Origin of the sequence: Sphingobium phenoxybenzoativorans (assembly GCF_001757355.1) — a bacterium.
GTDB lineage: Bacteria > Pseudomonadota > Alphaproteobacteria > Sphingomonadales > Sphingomonadaceae > Sphingobium > Sphingobium phenoxybenzoativorans.
Window position 1 is genome coordinate 15,874 of sequence record NZ_MINO01000030.1, and the last position, 18,959, is coordinate 34,832.

15 protein-coding genes and 1 pseudogene are annotated in these 18,959 nt (G+C 54.8%); 8 read left to right on the forward strand and 8 right to left on the reverse strand.

Annotated features, from left to right (window positions below; genetic code table 11):
• Positions 1 to 233 precede the first annotated feature (233 nt).
• Together BHQ40_RS14385 and BHQ40_RS14390 are read left to right on the forward strand one after the other, a co-directional pair.
• A complete protein-coding gene (locus BHQ40_RS14385; RefSeq protein WP_070156578.1) occupies positions 234 to 2,531 on the forward strand; it encodes a CDC48 family AAA ATPase in 2,298 nt (765 codons plus the stop codon).
• A 128-nt stretch (positions 2,532 to 2,659) separates the two neighbouring features.
• The gene (locus BHQ40_RS14390) at positions 2,660 to 3,307 is read left to right on the forward strand and encodes a class I SAM-dependent methyltransferase (protein ID WP_070156557.1); all 648 of its coding nucleotides are present in this window, start codon (positions 2,660 to 2,662) and stop codon (positions 3,305 to 3,307) included.
• A gap of 17 nt (positions 3,308 to 3,324) precedes the next feature.
• On the opposite strand, the gene BHQ40_RS14395 is transcribed toward BHQ40_RS14390, so the two are convergent.
• Complete coding sequence (locus BHQ40_RS14395; RefSeq protein WP_070156558.1) at positions 3,325 to 4,530, reverse strand: phospholipase D-like domain-containing protein; 1,206 nt, start codon at positions 4,528 to 4,530, stop codon at positions 3,325 to 3,327.
• A gap of 136 nt (positions 4,531 to 4,666) precedes the next feature.
• Between BHQ40_RS14395 and rpoZ the strand changes: the two genes are divergently transcribed.
• The 5 genes from rpoZ (at position 4,667) to BHQ40_RS25170 (ending at position 12,131) form a co-directional block, all read left to right on the forward strand.
• Positions 4,667 to 5,011 carry a DNA-directed RNA polymerase subunit omega gene (gene rpoZ, locus BHQ40_RS14400; protein ID WP_070156559.1) on the forward strand — a complete coding sequence of 115 codons (345 nt, stop codon included), beginning with the start codon at positions 4,667 to 4,669 and terminating at the stop codon, positions 5,009 to 5,011.
• Positions 5,012 to 5,526: 515 nt separating this feature from the next.
• Positions 5,527 to 6,075, forward strand: coding sequence for an RNA polymerase sigma factor (locus BHQ40_RS14405; protein WP_083276934.1), 549 nt, complete (start codon positions 5,527 to 5,529; stop codon positions 6,073 to 6,075).
• Entirely contained in the window at positions 6,072 to 7,118 is a 1,047-nt protein-coding gene (locus BHQ40_RS14410) for a FecR family protein (protein WP_070156560.1), read from the forward strand. The genes BHQ40_RS14405 and BHQ40_RS14410 overlap by 4 nt, the downstream gene beginning before the upstream one ends.
• Before the next feature lie 259 nt (positions 7,119 to 7,377).
• Positions 7,378 to 9,966 (forward strand): TonB-dependent receptor domain-containing protein, encoded by a 2,589-nt coding sequence (locus tag BHQ40_RS14415; protein WP_070156561.1) that lies wholly within the window; start codon positions 7,378 to 7,380, stop codon positions 9,964 to 9,966.
• Between the two features lie 35 nt (positions 9,967 to 10,001).
• A complete protein-coding gene (locus tag BHQ40_RS25170) occupies positions 10,002 to 12,131 on the forward strand; it encodes an Atxe2 family lasso peptide isopeptidase (protein ID WP_171905860.1) in 2,130 nt (709 codons plus the stop codon).
• Here BHQ40_RS25170 and BHQ40_RS14420 read toward each other — a convergent pair.
• The 3 genes from BHQ40_RS14420 to BHQ40_RS26215 are packed head-to-tail and all read right to left on the reverse strand — an operon-like array spanning position 12,068 to position 14,723.
• Positions 12,068 to 13,861, reverse strand: coding sequence for an asparagine synthase-related protein (locus tag BHQ40_RS14420; RefSeq protein WP_070156562.1), 1,794 nt, complete (start codon positions 13,859 to 13,861; stop codon positions 12,068 to 12,070). The two genes, BHQ40_RS25170 and BHQ40_RS14420, sit on opposite strands and share 64 nt — an antisense overlap.
• The gene (locus BHQ40_RS25175; RefSeq protein ID WP_083276937.1) at positions 13,861 to 14,523 is read right to left on the reverse strand and encodes a lasso peptide biosynthesis B2 protein; all 663 of its coding nucleotides are present in this window, start codon (positions 14,521 to 14,523) and stop codon (positions 13,861 to 13,863) included. Before BHQ40_RS25175 ends, BHQ40_RS14420 begins: the two co-directional genes overlap by 1 nt.
• 56 nt (positions 14,524 to 14,579) lie before the next feature.
• Complete coding sequence (locus tag BHQ40_RS26215) at positions 14,580 to 14,723, reverse strand: hypothetical protein (protein WP_171905861.1); 144 nt, start codon at positions 14,721 to 14,723, stop codon at positions 14,580 to 14,582.
• A gap of 368 nt (positions 14,724 to 15,091) precedes the next feature.
• Between BHQ40_RS26215 and BHQ40_RS14425 the strand changes: the two genes are divergently transcribed.
• Positions 15,092 to 15,877 (forward strand): MucR family transcriptional regulator, encoded by a 786-nt coding sequence (locus BHQ40_RS14425; protein WP_070156563.1) that lies wholly within the window; start codon positions 15,092 to 15,094, stop codon positions 15,875 to 15,877.
• A 246-nt stretch (positions 15,878 to 16,123) separates the two neighbouring features.
• Here the strand turns inward: BHQ40_RS14425 and BHQ40_RS14430 are convergent, their stop codons facing one another.
• The 4 genes and pseudogenes from BHQ40_RS14430 to queC form a co-directional block, all read right to left on the reverse strand.
• Positions 16,124 to 16,648 (reverse strand): M28 family peptidase, encoded by a 525-nt coding sequence (locus BHQ40_RS14430; RefSeq protein ID WP_253183363.1) that lies wholly within the window; start codon positions 16,646 to 16,648, stop codon positions 16,124 to 16,126.
• 38 nt (positions 16,649 to 16,686) lie between these two features.
• A pseudogene (locus BHQ40_RS14435) lies at positions 16,687 to 17,489 on the reverse strand (IS5 family transposase).
• A 124-nt stretch (positions 17,490 to 17,613) separates the two neighbouring features.
• The gene (gene queE / locus BHQ40_RS14440; protein WP_070156565.1) at positions 17,614 to 18,246 is read right to left on the reverse strand and encodes a 7-carboxy-7-deazaguanine synthase; all 633 of its coding nucleotides are present in this window, start codon (positions 18,244 to 18,246) and stop codon (positions 17,614 to 17,616) included.
• 10 nt (positions 18,247 to 18,256) lie between these two features.
• Positions 18,257 to 18,946 (reverse strand): 7-cyano-7-deazaguanine synthase QueC, encoded by a 690-nt coding sequence (queC, locus tag BHQ40_RS14445; protein ID WP_435593919.1) that lies wholly within the window; start codon positions 18,944 to 18,946, stop codon positions 18,257 to 18,259.
• Positions 18,947 to 18,959 lie beyond the last annotated feature (13 nt).

Consider the following 18,959-nt stretch of genomic DNA (forward strand, 5'->3'; position numbering starts at 1 on the left):
CGGCGCAAATCACTTCGCACTTGCAATAAATACGGTTGCAGCGCACATAGGAGAGGCCTTTCAGGCATCCTCTCCTATAAACTTTCATGGGCTGGCCTTCGGGTCGGCCCTTTTTTTGTGCCAAAGCATATGTCCGGAATTTTCGGGACATAGCGTGCGGGGGTTCCACCAACCGATTGCGCATCCTATCTTCTCTCTACGGGCGAAACGGCCTGGATATGATAGAGGATGCAATGGCCGACCAGGAAACAGCCGGACGCAGGATACAAGTTGCCAACGCCAGGCCAGAGGATGCCGGCCGCGGATTGGCGCGTTTGCCGCAGGCTGTGATGGCGGAGCTTGGGGTTTCGGAGGGCGATGCCATCGAAATCGTCGGCAAGCGCTCAACGCCTGCGCGAGTCGTTCGCCCCTATAAGGAGGATGAGGGTCTCGATGTGCTGCGGCTGGATGGGCTCCAGCGCGCCAATGCCGGAGTGGGCTCTGGCGATTTCGTACAGATCAGCCGGATCGAGCCGCGCGCGGCGCAACGGGTCGTCTTTGCCCCTGCTCAGCAGAACCTGCGCCTGCAGGGTAATCCCGAAGCATTGAAGCGGGTGTTCTTCGAACGCCCCCTGACTTCGGGCGATGTCGTAGCCACAGCAGGACAACAGCAGGTAGAGCGGGGTGATATGCCGGCCAACCTGCGGCAGATGCTCGCCGCCCCTGCCTATGCGCTGCAGGAAATCCGGCTCGCCGTTGTTTCGACCACTCCTAAAGGCATTGTCACGATCGACGCCGATACAGAGGTTGAACTGCGCGCCGAATATGAAGAACCCAAGGAATCCCGCCGCGCGGACGTCACCTATGATGATGTCGGCGGCATGGCGGAGACCATCGACCAGTTGCGGGAGATGGTCGAGCTGCCATTGCGTTATCCTGAGCTGTTCCAGCGCCTGGGTGTCGATCCGCCCCGTGGCGTCCTACTGCATGGCCCGCCGGGCACCGGTAAGACCCGCCTTGCTCGCGCGGTCGCCAACGAAAGCGATGCGGAATTTTTCCTGATCAACGGTCCGGAAATCATGGGGTCTGCCTATGGCGAATCGGAAAAGAAGCTGCGCGAGATTTTCGAAGAGGCCACGAAGGCTTCTCCGTCGATCCTGTTCATAGACGAAATCGATTCAATCGCGCCCAAGCGCGGACAGGTACAGGGCGAAACCGAGAAGCGCCTTGTCGCGCAACTGCTGACATTGATGGACGGGTTGGAGGCGAGAACCAACCTTGTCGTCATCGCGGCCACCAATCGACCGGAAGCCATTGACGAAGCATTGCGCCGTCCTGGCCGATTCGACCGCGAAATTATCGTCGGCGTACCTGATGAACGTGGGCGTCGGGAGATATTGGGCATTCACACGCGGGGCATGCCGCTGGGGGACAAGGTCGACCTATCGGAACTGGCGCGCACGACATACGGCTTTGTCGGCGCCGATCTTGCCGCCTTAACGCGTGAGGCGGCGATTGAAGCGGTGCGACGCTTTATGCCTCGCCTCAATCTGGAGGACGGCACTATCCCGGCGGACGTGCTGGAAGAACTCATGGTCACGCGCGAGGACTTCCTTGCCGCCATCAAGCGCGTGCAGCCGTCCGCGATGCGCGAGGTCATGGTGCAGGCACCCAACATTGGTTGGGATGATATTGGCGGCCTCGACGATGCGCAGATGCGCCTCAAGGAAGGAGTGGAACTGCCGCTGAAAGACCCGGACGCTTTCCGGCGTATAGGCATCCGTCCGGCGAAAGGCTTTCTGCTGTACGGACCGCCTGGCACTGGTAAGACATTGCTCGCGAAAGCTGTTGCGCGAGAGGCGCAGGCGAATTTCATCGCCACCAAGTCAAGCGACCTTTTGTCCAAATGGTATGGTGAGAGCGAACAGCAGATCGCACGGCTGTTCGCCCGTGCGCGACAGGTCGCCCCAACGGTGATCTTCATCGACGAGCTCGACAGCCTGGTTCCTGCGCGCGGGAACGGCCTGGGCGAACCGCAAGTGACGGAGCGGGTGGTGAACACCATCCTGGCAGAGATGGACGGGCTGGAGGAACTACAGTCAGTGGTGGTCATCGGTGCGACGAACCGGCCGACATTGGTCGATCCGGCGCTGCTCCGCCCCGGACGTTTCGATGAACTTGTCTATGTGCCGGTGCCCGATAAGCAGGGCCGGAGGCGCATCCTGAAGATCCACACCGGGAAAATGCCTCTAGCCGACGATGTGGACCTCGACAGCCTGGCGGAAAGGACCGAGCGCTTTACCGGAGCCGATTTGGAGGATCTTGTCCGCCGGGCGGGTCTTTTTGCCCTGCGCGAATCCTTGAAGGTCGAAAAGATCGATCAAGGGCATTTCGAGAAGGCCCTGCTGGAGACACGAGCTTCAGTGACGCCGGAAACAGAAGCCGAATATGAGGCTATTCAGGCCAAATTGAAGCAATCGGTTTTCGAGGCGGCCTCCATCGGGTTTGTGTCGCCAGGGATGCTGACATCGCGTGGTCCCAAAGTGGCCTGAAACCCGCTGGATCATAACCTATGAACTGCCCAGCCCGTCGCTCCATTGGTGCGTTGCGGAAAAGCCGTCTTGCAACTTGACGACATTTTTGCGACGCCCAGCCTCACATGACTCCGGGCAGGAACCGAATGGCGACCGTTGAACTGAAAAAACTGAGGAAAGCCAACCATCCGCTGGCCCGCGCTATGCGCAGTCTGACGCCCATGTCGACTTTCTTCCGGGAGTTTGTAAAGCATCCCGCGATGATCGGATCGGTGATACCGTCATCCCCGGCGCTGGTTCGAGCAACACTCGCCCCAGTGGACTGGAGCAGCGCCCGTCTGTTCGTGGAATATGGTCCTGGCGTAGGCACCTTCACCCGGCCAGTGCTAGAAATGCTGCGGCCGGACGCGATGCTGCTCTCGATCGATACGAATCGGGATTTCGTGCGCTACTTGAATGCAGACATTGCCGATGTCCGTTTCCGCGCGGTGCATGGTTCGGCTGCTGATGTGCGGAAAATCATCGCCGAGCATGGCTTTACCGAGGCTGACTATATTCTGTCGGGGTTGCCCTTCTCCACGCTGCCGAGCGGCGTGGGGGAACTCATCGCCGCCGAGACCGAGGCCGCGTTGCGGCCCGGCGGCGCTTTCCTCGTCTATCAATATTCCAACTATATACGCAAAATCCTCTATCCCTGCTTCGCGCGCGTCGAGCAGGGCTTTGAGTGGCTCAATATCCCGCCTTGCCGCATCTTCTGGTCCTATAAGCAAGAAGCTTTGGCTAAGGCCGCCTGAAACCTGCGTTAGAGCCACTAATAATCGGGGCGGCGGCGGAAATTCAGCCGGCGCGTCACCGTATAATCCAGGAAACCCACCAGGAAATAGCTGATCCAACCCTTAGCCAGGGTCAGAAATCCGCTTCGCTCTGCCTGAACCTCCGGCGTGATATGCCGGCTATTAGCAATTTGCCGCGCAACAAAATCGCGCATCCGTTCGGCAAGGGCAGCATCCTCGATTCGCAGCATCAATTCGAGGTTCACGAAAAGGCTGCGCATGTCGAAATTGGCTGATCCGATGAACACCGCATCATCAATCACGATCAACTTCATGTGCAGCTTGCACGGCTGATATTCGTAGATTTGTGCGCCCCGTTTCAGCAAAGGGCCATATAGCAGGCGGGCGGCTGCGACAGTTGCGCCATTGTCCGACTTGGCCGCCATCACAAGGCGCGCATCCCCTCGCTTCGCAAGCTGCCAGAGACGGCGCAACATGCCCTGCCCCGGTGAAAAATAGGCCTCTATCATATCAAGCCGGCGGCCATGCTCCAGATCATGTTTGACCACCTTCGCCCATGGGCTGAGCCGCTGAGTCGGTCCTCCAATGAGCCAGCGGAAAGGATTGGCGGGATCATGGTCGGTGACCGGATGCCATCGCCGCACCATCGCCCGCAATGTGCCGAATTTCTGCTTGCGTCCCGCCACCCAGCGCCAGAGCTGCCCATACCAGCGGACCATGGCCTCGACTTCCGGGCCCTCAAGCCACAGGCCGAGATCATGCCAGCAATCGTCCGGCGGAATGCCGAAATAGGAATCCGCGACATTGAAGCCCCCCATGAGCAGACGAGCATCATCGGCAATAACCAGCTTCTGATGGTTACGGATGAGATAGCGGGTGGAACGCCGGGCGCCGAACCAAGCGAAGCGGCCGCCCGCTTCAACAAAGCTGTCGAAAAATCCGGATTTCGCGCCGCTGCCGCCAAAGGCGTCGATCATAAGCGACACTTGCACGCCCCTCCGCACGGCGCGGATAAGCCGGGCCAGGACAAGCCGTCCACTCGCATCGCTGTCGAAGATGTAATAGCAGATTTTCAGGCTATGCTCGGCTTCGTCGATCAGCGCGATCAGCGCCTCGCGCAAAGCGAAGCCGCTTTTGAGGATTGTCAGATGATTGCCGTTGATGGTGCAGGCGATATGGTCTCCATCCTGCATGCGCGGTTCTTCTGCGGTCCTGCTCGCCATAGCTGCCATGGTGGCGGGTTTGTGCCAGACTGGCCAGAGCTTTCGCAAGCCCTGCAGGGAGCCTCTGCATTGACATGAGCGAGACCCCCTGCTAGGCGCTAGCCCTTTCATCGCATAGTCCAATTCAGGAGGCCCGATGGCCCGCGTTACCGTCGAAGATTGTGTCGACAAGGTCACCAACCGTTTTGATCTCGTCCTGCTTGCCGCCCAGCGTGCGCGGGAGATTTCGGGCGGCGCCGAACTCACCATCGATCGTGATCGTGACAAAAACCCGGTTGTCGCCCTGCGCGAGATCGCGGATGAGACCATATTGCCAGACGATCTGCACGATGCGCTGGTCGGCACTCTGCAAAAAGTTCAGATCGACGACGACGATACGCCCGACGAGATCGGTTCGATCAGCCAGTCGGCAGAAGCACTGCGCCTGACCGCAGCAGCACCCCCGCGGAACCAGAATATCGGCGGGGACTATGACGGCTGAAACAGCCGCATAGACACAGTCTTTCAGGAGAGGACGGAGGACCCGGCAGCCGCGAGGCAGCCGGGTCTTTTCCAATGCCTCATCAGAATTTTTTAGACTATGCGGCGGCAAAATTGGTGATGCGGCGCCAGTGCGCTGCCTCATTCGGCCAGGCCAAAGTCTCGGCGATGCAAACATATTAAGATAATTTTGGCAGCGGCCTCTTGAACTGAGTTTCTAGATAGGGCAAATTTCTCCGGCAGGACGAGACTTGTCGGCAGTCGTCCTGCAGGATTTTCCTGCCAGGCATCATATGCATCCGTTCCTAGAAGGACGGGTGGCCGAACCGGTTTTAAAGAGAGCCGCCGACTGGGCGGGCACTCGAACGGCGGCATCCCTCGCAAGCTTTCTCTCATTTTTTGAGATGTAACGCATGCTGGCTTGTCTAGAAAACGACATGTCGCTCCCTACCAACACCATGCAGCGCCTCACGTCAGAGGCAATCCCTCTACCAATTAGCGCTCAGGACCGCTTCCGTGGATGATAGCGATCTGCCCTTGGCATTGCAGCCTCTCCCACCCGATTGCTGCAACGATACCCTCGAGCACATATATAAACTGGAAACACCTCGGCTCACCCGCCTATTTCGGCAACGCCTCGGGGGACCAGATGAAGCCCGAGATTTTGTGCAGGATCTATTCGTTCTGCTTATCGCCTACGGCAGAAACCATCACATCTCGGAACCTCGCGCACTCCTTAGCCGCCTTATCAGGAATAAATTCAGCGACCTATCGCGGAAGCGAAAGAGACGTTCCGATCTCTTTTCCATCTCATTTGAAGATCAACCCGACATTGGCTTGCCAGCAACCCAGACCCACGCGATCGAAGCAGAAGATATGATGCGACAGTATCTTGGCGCGCTCGATGCGCTAGCGCCTAGAACTCGCGAAATCTTTCTCCTCCACCGTGTTCAAGAAAAAAGTTACAAAGACATAGCTTCAGAGTTGGACATCAGCGTACGCACCGTTGAATGGCATATCGGGAAAGCACTGCTCCATATCACCCGAGCATTGGATCAGGAATGAGTGAGAAGGGAACGCCACCAGAAAGAACAAGCCAGGGTCAGTTGCTGGAAGAGGCGTCTACCTGGTTTGCTCGTATGCGGGGGCCGGATGCGGATCTCTATCAGACGGAATTTGATGCGTGGCGCAAGCGAGGCGCACTTCATATGGCGGCCTACAACCGCATTGCGGAAGTTTTTAACCTGGGGAAAAGGTTAGCGGACGAACCGTCATCCGATTTGGCCGATGATAAGCGCGCCTCTAATTTCTTAGCTCCCGCATCACTGCTCGTCGCAATCGTCGCTGCTGTGCTCGTCTGGTGGGGCTGGATTGCAATTATGCCAGCTGATCCAAAAAACTTGCCCGAGAATTCGGCTAAGCTCGCCAGTAATGGGGCAGTTGCCGGGGCAACGCTAGATAAACAATTTTCAACTCATCTCGGCGAAATCCGCACCTTCACGCTTTCCGATGGCTCAAAACTAACGCTGGACACCGACAGCCTTGTCACCACTGCATATGATAGCCATGCGCGGCGTTTGCGGCTTGAGCGCGGACGGGCCCGATTCGAAGTCTTCCATGAACATCGCTCATTCGTTGTCCTTGCCGGTGCTGCAACGGTCACTGCTCGGGGTACAATCTTCGATGTTTGGCTAAATAAGACTGAAAATGTTATGGTTCATCTGTTGCGGGGCAAAGTAGATGTCTCAGCAAATACTATTCAGACCAAGGGTTTTCCTTACACATTGCAACTCAGGCCAGGACAAAGTGCGACCGTCAGATCAGGCGGCCCGCATATGCTAGCAATGATGCAGACCGTCCATACTATCAGTGATTGGCCAACAGGACTTGTAGATTTTAATGATACAAAACTTCTAGACGTTGTTGAGATGGTGAACCACCATGGGTCGATAAAATTGGTGATTGGCACACCTCACATAGCAAATCTCAAGGTTTCTGGTACATTCCGTATCAATGATCCGATATTATCAGCTCAGAGACTGGCAGAAATATTTGACCTGAAGTTAGATCGAAGCATCCCAGGAGAAATTCTTCTTTTGGATCTTTAGCATTCTCCTATTACCCGTCATCTTAATAGCTGGCGCCATTACGGGTGGTTAACCAGAGAATATCATGCGCGCAAGGCGCCGATGCGACATCTAGGGAAGGATTTGATTAAGAGCGTTAAAGATGTGGATTGGATTTACATCTCTTGGCCCCGTGCTCAATTGGGATGTCTAATAAAAAATTTTCGACACGACCCCGTATTCTGCGTTTCCAGACGCCTTTCTCCCCATCAGCGCTTCACGCGAGCAAAGGGGAACGGCTATGAACTTGCAGCGATTCAAACAATGTATCCATATCTCAACGCTAGCACTGACGGCGTTTTCCTCCATAGCCTATGCTGAAAAACCTGCAGATAGAAAAAATATATACGATATAGCCAATCAGGACTTAAGCTCAGCTCTTAGGCAAGTCGGAAAACAGTCAGGGCGAGAAATCATCGCTCCTTCGGAGGCGCTCGACGGCAAGATTGCCCCGACTTTACAGGGCACATTCAGCGCTGACGAAGCGATCAAATTTCTGCTTCGAGGAAGTGGCCTGGTAGCCGAATTTCGCGATGATATAGTGCTTATACGGGGGCGAGAGACACCGTCGGGCGAAGTAGCGTCACGCCAGACGGAAAATGACACCGCAATAATCGTCACCGGATCGCGTATCCGCGGCGCTTCGATTGCCTCGCCAGTTACAGTGCGAACGAGACGAGACATGCAAGAGGCCGGGCAATATAGTTTCGGCGACGTCATACGCTCTATCCCACAAAATTTTAACGGTGGCCAAGGTCCAACTATTGCGTCCGGGGCCGAGAATTTCGGGAGCTCAAATGTCAATTCCGGTACTGCGTTAAATCTCCGCGGACTCGGACAAGATGCCACCCTAACCCTCGTCAACGGCAAGCGCCTCGCTTATAATTCCATCCGGCAAGCCGTAGATATCACTGAAATTCCCATAGCGGCAGTGGAACGTCTAGAGATTGTCGCTGATGGCGCATCCGCCCTGTATGGTTCTGATGCTGTCGGCGGCGTAGCGAATGTCATTCTGAGAAAGGATTATGACGGCCTCACCACCACCGCGCGCTTTGGCGTCGCGACTGAAGGTGGTTATGTTCAGAAGCAACTAACTGCCGTGGCTGGGCAAACTTGGGCCAACGGTGGTTTCATTGTTACAGGCGACCTGGCAAATAGTGGTGCCATTCTGGCGCGGCAGAGAGCCTATACACAAGGCTTTGACGGCTCCTACACTCTATACCCTGACATGCAGTATCGCGGCGCTGTTTTGAGCGGACATCAGCAGATAAGCTCAAATATTACGGCCAATTTCGATGCTCTATACAGCGTCCGCCGATCAAACGATATGCAATATCCATTGGATCCAGAAACCAGCGCTACATTTTACGGCTACCTCAACAAGCAGCGGACGAGATCCTACACATTATCGCCAGGACTAGCCTTTACCATCGGCGCTGACTGGAAGGCTTCTGTGAATGGTATCTATGGGAATGAGCTTTCCAGCGGCTACAGCGAATTTTATTTGGACGGCGAGCAAAACTACGCTTCAATCTCGCGGTTCAAAAATTCCACGAAGGTTGTCGAGGTCGGAGCCGAGGGGCCGCTGATGACCCTGCCCGCCGGTGCTATCGGCCTTGCTGCAGGGGGCGGCTATCGACGACTAGATCTTGATCAACTTACCCAGACAGTGGGATTTGCGCCCACAATCTCTCTCGCCAGCCAAGACAGCTACGCAGTCTATGGCGAACTATTCGTACCGCTGGTGTCGCAGTCAATGGATATAGAGGGCTTTAATAGCCTCTCTTTCAGCGGCGCCGTGCGGCATGAAAAATATAACGGCCTAAAAACCGTCACGACGCCAAAAGCCGGTGTCGTATATGCGCCCATCGACGGTATCGAGCTCAAGGCAAGTTGGGGCAAGTCGTTCAAGACACCAGCCCTGTTTCAACTGTTTCGCGACCAACCAGCCGTGCTAGCTCCCATGAGCTTGCTTACCACAGGCTATCCCGCCTCCGCCAATTTTCTATACCTTTATGGCGGGAACCGGTCACTGAGGCCTGAGAAGGCAACTACTTGGACGACGACTGCAAAATGGTCTCCCAAATTCCTCGAAGGCAGCTATCTGGAGATCAGCTACTTTCATATTGCCTACCGCGATAGAGTTGCAGAGCCGTTCCGTTTGTCCCAAGCCTTTCTGCCCGAATATGCCGAATATATTACTTATGCTCCCACCAACGCGGAAATGAATGCCGCAATCGCTCGGTCTGCAGCGGGTCTGATCAATTATTCCGATGCTGCCTTTGACCCCGCTCAAGTCGTGGCTCTTATCGATGATCGATATGTCAATGCGACATCACAAACCATCCAGGGCATTGATGGGTCTTTCCAGCTACACTTCGCACGAACCGACTATGGCTCTATCGATCTTACAGGCTCGGTGACATATCTCAGATCACGCCAGAAACTCGCTCCCGGACAGGATGCTGTTCCGCTCGCCGGCACAATCTATCGGCCACCTCACTGGCGCGCCAATATGGGCGCTGTATGGCGCAATGGCGACCTCGCTCTCGGTACATTCTTCAACTATATAGGAAGCGTCAAAGACAATATATCGACGCCAATTCTCCAAGTTGACGATCAAGCCACCGTCGATTTCACTGCCACTTATGCTATTCCTAAAGACGGAACGGCGTTGGGAAATATAGAGGCCTCCCTCGCGATCTCAAATTTCCTTAATGATGCCCCAGCCCGTCTCCGGCCGTATTCTTTCGGAGTAGCTCCCTATGACTCAGTAAATCAGTCTCCGCTTGGCCGAACAATCAGCCTCACAATTGCGAAGCATTGGTGATGCCTTTTCTTTGTCGCGCAGCGGCGCTTTTTGCGATGACCGTCGCTTCACTCTCCATCAGTGCCGCCGCCAGGGATTGTTCTGATATACAGTCCGATAAAAATCCGGCCGCAATGTTAAAAAAGACGATAAAAGCGCAAGACCTCATCGAGCTACGCGACTTTGGAAGTCCGGATAACGGCTCAGGCACCGATAGCCCATTTTCCGTTTCACCCGATGGACGTTTTGCAGCACTGCAAATCAGGCGAGCGAGGACCGCCAGCAATGATTATTGCATTGCCTTGGTGGTGATAACTCTCAGCGGATCGCGACCAGCTGAATATTTGGACATTGGTGGCGACTGGATCCCTGAGGTCTATGATTATGAGGGTTTGGCACTTGCGCAGGTGGGGCTGCCACAGCCTGTCGTACCCCAATGGTCGCCTGACAGCAAATCCATCGCCTATCTACGCCGTGATCATGGCGTAACCCAAATTTGGCGGGCAGGCATCGGTGGGGACCGCGCCCACCAAATTACTTTTGGAAAAATCGACGTCCTAAGCTTTCGCTGGGCCGCCGATGGCAAAAGCTTCATTTTCAGCCAAAATGATGGGCTTGCACCGGCGCTTTCCACGCGGGAAGATGAAGGAAAAAGGGGATATGTTTATGGAGACCGTTTTCTTCCTACTGACGATAGCAAACCGTTTATCCCAGCTCCGATAGCCCGGGGATATTATCGCGTCAGTTCGGATGGCATGACAATCGTCGATGCAACGGATGGGGACCGTCAGCTGCTCAGTGCCTCCCAAGCGGTAAAGACTGGAGCACCTGATACGGCTTATATTTCAGTTGCAAGCCAGGACCATGATGTTGCCTGGCTAGCTCCGGTTAATTCAGTTTTTATTCTCTCGCCTATGGTCCTCCATGTGAAGCTCAAGGACGGCCGGGAGCTGGCGTGCGATTATCCGGAATGTCGATCTCGGCTCCTCAATATATGGTGGACGCAGGACGGTAAGGATGTGATCTTCCTCCGCCGCGAAGGCCCTGCAGAAAGCCGCCTAGGTCTGTATCAGTGGCGCCCTGGTGGTGGAGCGCCAAAGTCGATTTTGCACACCGATGACTTGCTTATTGGGTGTCAGAATTGGCATGCGGCACTTTTGTGCGCACATGAAGCTTCGACCCAGCCTCGGCGACTGATCTCCATCGAAATCAATACGGGCAGGATGCTCCCCATCTTTGACCCAAACCCACAATTTTCATTGATCCAACTTGGTAAGGTCGAACGATTGGTTTGGAAGAACGCGGCAGGTGTCGAAACATTCGGTGATCTAGTTCTCCCCGCCAATCATAAGCCAGGGCAACAGCACCCATTGATCATAGTGCAGTATGAATCACGCGGCTTTCTTCGGGGTGGGACCGGCGACGAATTCCCAATCCAGATGTTTGCTGACCGCGGATACGCCGTTCTAAGTTTCAATCGGCCCAAAGAGCTCGCTTATGACCGATCATTTACCACTTATGCTGATTTCGAAAGGTATAACGTCACAAATTGGGCGGATAAACGGAATGTTCTCTCATCTCTCCTTTCTGGCATAGATCTCGTTGCTCGAAGAAATCTTGTGGACGCCCGACATATTGGCATCACGGGATTTAGCGATGGATCGTCAGGAACGCGCTTTGCACTGATCAACAGCAACCGGTTCTCAGCTGCTGCTCTCGGGACCAACTGCGGTGACTATGTTTCGGCGCTAACGTTAGTAGGGCCAAAATCGGCTAACCATTCAGGTAGATACCAGTATCCGCCACTATCTGAGCCTGACTGGGATCGGACAAAACCCATGTCCCTCATTATGAACGCCAAGAAAATCACTGCGCCCATTCTCATGCAACTCGCGGATCACGAATATATCTGTGCGATTGAGAGCTACACGGCGTTACGCGAACAAAGACGTCCAACCGAAATGTATGTTTTCCCGGACGAATATCATGTCAAATGGCAACCCGCACACCGGCTCGCTATTTACGAACGCAGCCTCGACTGGTTCGATTTCTGGCTCCTGGGTAAAGAGCACAATAATCCTATTAGGGCTGCAGAATATGCGAGATGGCGTGACTTGCGCCGTCAAATGCCAGCAGCGCCTTTACCCGCTGCTGAGGGCGAGAGCGTTCCCCGGTCAGACCAGTGACGCGCCCAGCATTCAGCGTCAGCCAGCTCGAGCAGGCGTAAATTCTCGCCCGCTCGCACCGGCATGCTATCTTCAAGCCGCGCGAGAACCGATTTTTCATCAATAATGCCGTGGGATACCAGGAGGCTGTTTCGGAACAGAAGGCTTAGCCCTTCCCTATTTCTTTCAAAAAGCGCGCCAGCCAAGCCGTCCGGTCCCCCTTTCCAGGTCCGCGAAATGATTTCGGCCGGAAGCGCCTCTTGGAAGGACTCACGTATCGGTATTCGGTCAACGCCCCCTCGGCACCACATCCACGTCGGAATGGCCAAACATAGTTCGACCACGGGTTGCGACATGAGCGGCGCAATATCGACGAGCGCCTCGTCACGCGCAAAACCATCAAGGCCATTGAGCATTTCGGCGATCATGCCGACATGGGCGATCTTCCCGGGCAACTGTCCTTTTGGCGCCTCTATCCAGGGGTGATGCGGAACCACTGCCAATTGCGCTCGGCGATCTGTCGTCAAGAAAGACAGATCGGGAGAATAATATCGACGCTGATTGGGCCTAAGGACCTTTAGTCCTGCATGGATGAGACCCTCGATGACGGTGCCGCCCGTCATCGTACAAATATCCATAAGGGTTTCGCTTAGGCCAGCAGTAAGGCCATCGGATCGGATGCGGTCCACGATCGGGGACGCCGAAGTTAAATAACAAAATACACCGTCTCCACCGAAGCCTGTGAATATCGCAGGGCAATTTAGTTCGGTTGCAAGACGATGGCGTGCGCCATTCACGCCTTGCGCCAAGGCGCTTCCGCACGGCCGTGGCAGCATACGAGCGCTCGATATGTTGATATCTACGGCCTCCATGTCATACTGCAAATCAGTTAGCACACTTCCCAAGCATTTGTTCATCACAGCATGCGCGTAAACGCGCTCGTCGCTAGCCGGCGTCCCGTCATGGAGGTTGACTGCGTTCACATCGCTTCGCGTTCCTTTAAGGCATGCCGCAACGACCGAAGAATCAAGACCACCTGAAAGACTGAGCAGTAGCTTGCCAAGCTGATTGGCCCATGTTTCAACGCAATAGCGAACTACCTCTGCAAGCGCTTGTACAGGGGGCTGGCTGAGCTGCCTCGGGGTCGCTGTAAAGGTCCAAGGAGACCAGATATCCGTGACTGTTTCAGGATCTCCCAGCTGCCAAGCGCACCCACCCGGAAGTTCTTCCAGATAACGCAGTGCTGTTCTCGGCGACCGCAACGTCCGGAAGCGCAGTTGGGCATCAACCATTTGAAAATCGACGGCGGGTACCAGATGTCCCATAGACACCAAAATATCCGGGTCTGATCCGAAGATAGCGCCCCAGGGTGTCAGCAATTTATAACATGGCAAATTGCCCAGCGGGCTGCAAAGAACCTCTAATCGTCCTCCACATGAATCATCCAAGAACGCGACATAGGCGCCCCAGCATGATCGGAGCAGGCCAGGAAAGCCCTTTTGCGTATAGACTTTCGTAAACCACTGCGCTTCTTCTCGCGCAGGCTTGGCGAAATGCGGCTTGGCGAAAATATCACCAATGACAATGCCGTTGTTTGTGAGGATCGCCGGTGCGCATTCAATGTTGCCAAAGACCATAAGTCTTGAAGAGCAAAAGAGGAGATGTAGCGTCTCAGGCGCTTGTCTATAGGCCTCGATCATCGCGGCATCCTGACGATCGCGAAAGGCGTATGCGATGAAGCGCGCAGCCATTAGATTATCAGGATCGGCGTGAACTGCCGTGTATAAGCGGCTGAATCGCAAAATACTCGCTCTCCGCTTTGCACCCAACAATGCGCACTGAAAGGATTCATGCGCACACCAAAAATCAGCAGCGGCAAGTGTCGCGCTGCTAAGAGAGAACGGAACAGTGCGATAGCTTGGGTAAGGCACCGATCATTCGCGGAAAAAAGAAGATGCGTTGCCTCGAAAGCGGAAGCAGCCTGCGCATCCGCTTCTGGCGCGTAGATTTCTCCTTGAAGCCGGATTTCTTCCTTGAGTCTTTTCAAAGTTTTGACAATCTGATTCAACCCATGCAGCCGCAATGACGCGCTCGCGCTCAGGCGGTGTAGAAGCGCTTTCAAAGCTGGCCTAGAAAAACTGGATATCTTACCGGCGCCAACCGTCGACAAAGCGGGTATCACGACCGGCGGCGCAAGAGGGGAGGCCACCATGTCCGACGTTAGAATCCCCAAATGCAGCAAATTATTCAACTGATGGTGGTCATCTTGGCTCAATTCTTTCCGCTCAACGAGTTTTGAAAATGCCGTCTGCAGCGGCGGTTCTAGGCATAGATAGTGGTTGCGAGTCAGATCGAGAAAAATCGCGTGGTTATCTGCGCAGCAATAGGCAAATCCGTCACCAAGTCTGTACATCGGGAAGCCTCCGCAAGGGTGAAGCGCGCCGCGATGACGGCGCGCTTCACAATGTTTTAATCGCGGGAAAGCCCCATCGCCTGTTTGCGACCATGATTATTATCGTCTGCAGTCAGACTTGAGCCGTTGCCCTTTGTCAGGCTCGTAACCGAGCCTAGCGGAATGAGTACATCACTCGCAATTTTCTTGGTACGTGTCATGATATTTCTCCTTTCGACCGCAGAAGTCGCAGCCAAAAAAAAGATAAAATGACAATCTTATATATTGGAGCTTATAATGAATAATATTTCTAGATTATATTATAACTATTGCCCATCGCCTCCTGATTTTCAAGAAGTACTATTTCTGCTTTCTCCCAGATGTACCAATATGCAATAATATTGATGATATTTTTCGGATTTCGGCGATAAGAACGATACTGATGCCAAGGACAACTGGTGCCGGTATCCGATCAAGACATATCATTGCGACAGCGTCGACCGGTCATATCCGCAAATTCGGTATGCAATAGTTTGACATGTACATCTGTATGGGTGAACAGCTTGCTAACTCAAACAGGAGAGGTGCAATGGTCGAGACCGATCAACCCACGTTTACCAATCTGGTCGTCCAATTGTTGAGCGCCTATGTATCGAACAATAGTGTCGCTAGTGAGGACTTGGCAGGACTTATCTTGTCCACCCGGAGAGCGTTAGCGCAAGACACCTCGATTGAGCCAGCAACGTCAGCTGCGGCAAGTTACACACCGGCAGTGACCGTGCAGGAGAGCCTCGCGTCCCAAGATTGCATCATCAGCATGATCGATGGAAAATCATACAAGACCTTGAAGCGGCATCTGGGAACACATGGACTGACGCCTCAGGACTATCGGGAACGCTACAATCTTCCGGCCGATTATCCACTCGTGGCGCCCAACTATTCTAAAAAGCGCCGCGCTGTCGCCGCACGCATGGGCCTGGGTAGGAACCGAGCCAAGGTTCAGTTGGAACCGGTGGAGGCGCCGGCGGTACCAGTGGCGAAGCCCGCTTCTACCGCACGAAGAAAGACAACCACTGCGAAGGTCGCCAAAGCACCGGTCAAATCCCGCGAGACAAAGACATCAGAACCCGCCACATCGGCGGCTGCCAGCGTCGCACCAACTGCGAGAAAGCCAAAGCTAAAGCTAAACCTGGACAAGGCCGATCCAGCAAAACCGGCAAAGGAAGCTATCACAACGTCAGCCAAGGCTGGACGCAGAAAGAGGGAAACCAGCGCTTCCAATACCGCCACAGAGGTCAAGACAGAGAGAGCGAGAAAACAAAAGATTGTCCACCCTACTGCCCCGTCCGTGGATCCAGTTGTCAAGAGGCATTAGCCGCTCGTCCCGCGACTAAAAAGCCGCTAAATCATTCGATACATGTTGGCCGCTAGCATGTCTTCGGCCAACAGTTCCTCTGTCTGAACAACCTTTCCGCGAATACCCCACGCAAATATAGGCGATCTACGGTACTACACCATGTCGTCGAGGCAATTGCGCCATTGGAGACATTACCTGATTACGCCCCTGGCTGATCGCACAATTACCGACGCCTCTGGAGAAGGGAGGGGCTGATCAATCTTTCTATGGTCGCTCGCTCGCACTCTTCTCGCGCGCTGCGTGAAATTCGGAATCCGGGCTCCAGTCTGGCCAAATCCGGCTCTCTGCAAGGGCGCGCCCAGTATTGTAGAGTAGGATTAGGTCGGGCTTAACCGCACTCATATCCCAATCCGCGCCACATTCATCCGCAGGCTGGTGATAGCGGTCTTTTGTATAAGCATCGGACAATGCTTCGCCTCGATCCTTTCCGCCAATCCGCAAATCGCGGCCTGGCCCAAAGGAGATAGCAGGCACCCCCAGTTTCGCCATCGGGAAATGATCCGAACGATAAAAGCTACCTGCCTCTGTCCTGGGATCTGGAGTGTAAGCACGATTGAGTTTCGCACCCTGCTCCACAAGCAAATCGAGCAGGCCCAGTTTGGCGATGCCCGAAATGGTGAAGTCTTTCGCCTCACTTTTTTTACTCTCGAGGCGGCCAACCACATTGCTGGATATAATCGATTCTGCTTTTATCTCGTAATTGGCGGTCAGCGTTGCATTAAGAGGCATGGGCCTTAGAGCCTGATTCATAATTATCCGGTGAGATTTCATAGCCTTGCGATGCGACGGGCAAATAGCTGGATGGAAGCTATGAACAACCACGCGGTTACCGATGCGATGGTCTGTTCAAAGTCCTTGGCGAGGCGGCGGTTGAGCCAAGCCAGTGTTCGCTCGACGGCGGGAGAACCACGAAGCCTTTTGCCACATAGGATCGCTTGACGATCTCGACGGTCCATTTGATACGCCGGAGCGCCTCCCTGAGCTTGTCGCCAGCCTAGCCGCCATCGGCAAAGACATGGCGCAGCCATGGAAAGCGACGGAGGATTTCAAGCAACACCAGTGGCGCACCGTCGCGGTCCTGAATGTCGGCGGTGTGAATCACCGCATGTACCAAATTGTCCTCGGTGTCAGTGAGGATGTGGCGCTTACGGCCCTTGATTTTCTTGCCCGCGTCATAGCCGCGAGGGCCGCCGCTTTCAGTCGTTTTCACGCTCTGGCTATCGATCACGCCGGCGCTGGGAGAAGCATCGCGACCAGTCGCTTCACGAGCCATCAACAGCAGGGCATGATTGAGCGAGAGCCACAGTTTGTTATCGCGCCACAGGTAAAACCAGCGCCGCACCGTCGAGACCGGCGGAAAGCAGGGCAGCAGCATTCGCCACGGCAGTCCCCCGCGCAGCAAATACAGGATTGCCTCGACAATTCGCCGCAGCGGCCATTTGCGTGGTCGGCCCACATAGGAGGGCGGAGGCAATAACGGTTCGAGTACCGACCATTCGGCATCGGTCAAATCGCTTGGCAAAGCCAGCCCCGCGCGGGCATACTGCGTCCGAGTGGTATCGGTCCACATCGTTGATCTCCGGAAGTTTGTTGCAAAACCCCTGAATCAACGACCGCGGCGAGCGTCACGCTAACCCGCTGATACCACTCAACTTTGTTTCGGATCGGGCTCTAATACAATTGGTGGCCTAGCCTTAACGTAACCCCAGATATTTATGTCCCTGAAGTGTCAATCGCCAGCGTGGCCGTTCCATAACGAAATCCACTGCCGCCTGCATATTGGCAACCCTATTGGAGTCGTCGAGTGGCTGCACAAGCCAATTGTCGAACTGCCATGTTTCCATGTCGGCTACATCGCTCCCTGGCTGGGGCCAAACGAGTTTGAGCTCATCGCCGGATCGTTGCACAACGGCGCTCCCCGCTTTCGGGCTGATGCAGATCCAATCAACTCCTGGATGTACTGGCAGGGTTCCGTTGCTTTCGATTGCGATCTCGAAGCCCAGCCTATGCAGTGCATCGATCAAGGCGTCATCAATTTGGAGCATCGGTTCTCCGCCGGTGAGAACGGTGTAGCGATCGCGCGCGCCCTCGCCCCATTTTTCCGCAACGGCACATGCCAGCGCTGCCGCGTCGATAAACTTGCCTCCCCCGTCGCCATCGGTGCCCACAAAATCGGTATCGCAAAACTGACAGACGGCCGTCATGCGATCCTTTTCACGGCCGCTCCAGAGATTGCAGCCGGCAAAACGGATGAATACAGCGCGTCGGCCTGCCCTAACGCCTTCGCCCTGTAGAGTGAGGAACATCTCTTTGACTGCATATGTCATCGGCCCGCGCTCATGGGTTCGTCGCGTAGCGCGTGGGATCGGGCAATCCCGCCTCAGCAAATCCTTTCGACCGCAGGCGACAGCTATCGCACAGCCCGCAATGCTCATTAGCAGGTGTGGGATCATAGCATGACCAACTAAGACCAGGATCGATTCCAAGTCGGTAAGCTTCGCGGACGATATCTGCTTTCGACATATGCTGCAGCGGTGCGTTGATATGCGGTGATCTTCCCTCAATCCCTGCTTTGGTAGCGAGTGAAGCCAAATTCTGAAACGCAGCAATAAATTCAGGCCTGCAATCGGGATAGCCCGAATAATCCAAGGCATTCACCCCAATGAAGATGTCCGAAGCGCCGGATGTTTCGGCCAGGCCCAGGGTTAAAGCAAGAAAAATGGTGTTGCGCGCTGGAACATATGTGATTGGAATTTCCGAGCCTACGCCGGCTTTCGGGACGGCAATATCAGCCGTGAGCGCCGAACCGCCAAAAGCGGTAAGGTCGAGGGGTAAAACGATATGAAAAATTGCGTTAACTGCCTTCGCGATCGCAGTTGCGGCTCGGATTTCCACGCGATGGCGCTGATTATAATCGATTGTTAATGCAAAAAGCCGATATCCTGCCTCGCGCGCAATCGCCGCTGCCACCATCGAATCAAGCCCGCCCGACAGGAGCACAACAGCAAATTTAGGGTCTGATTTCATAATTTCGGGCTAA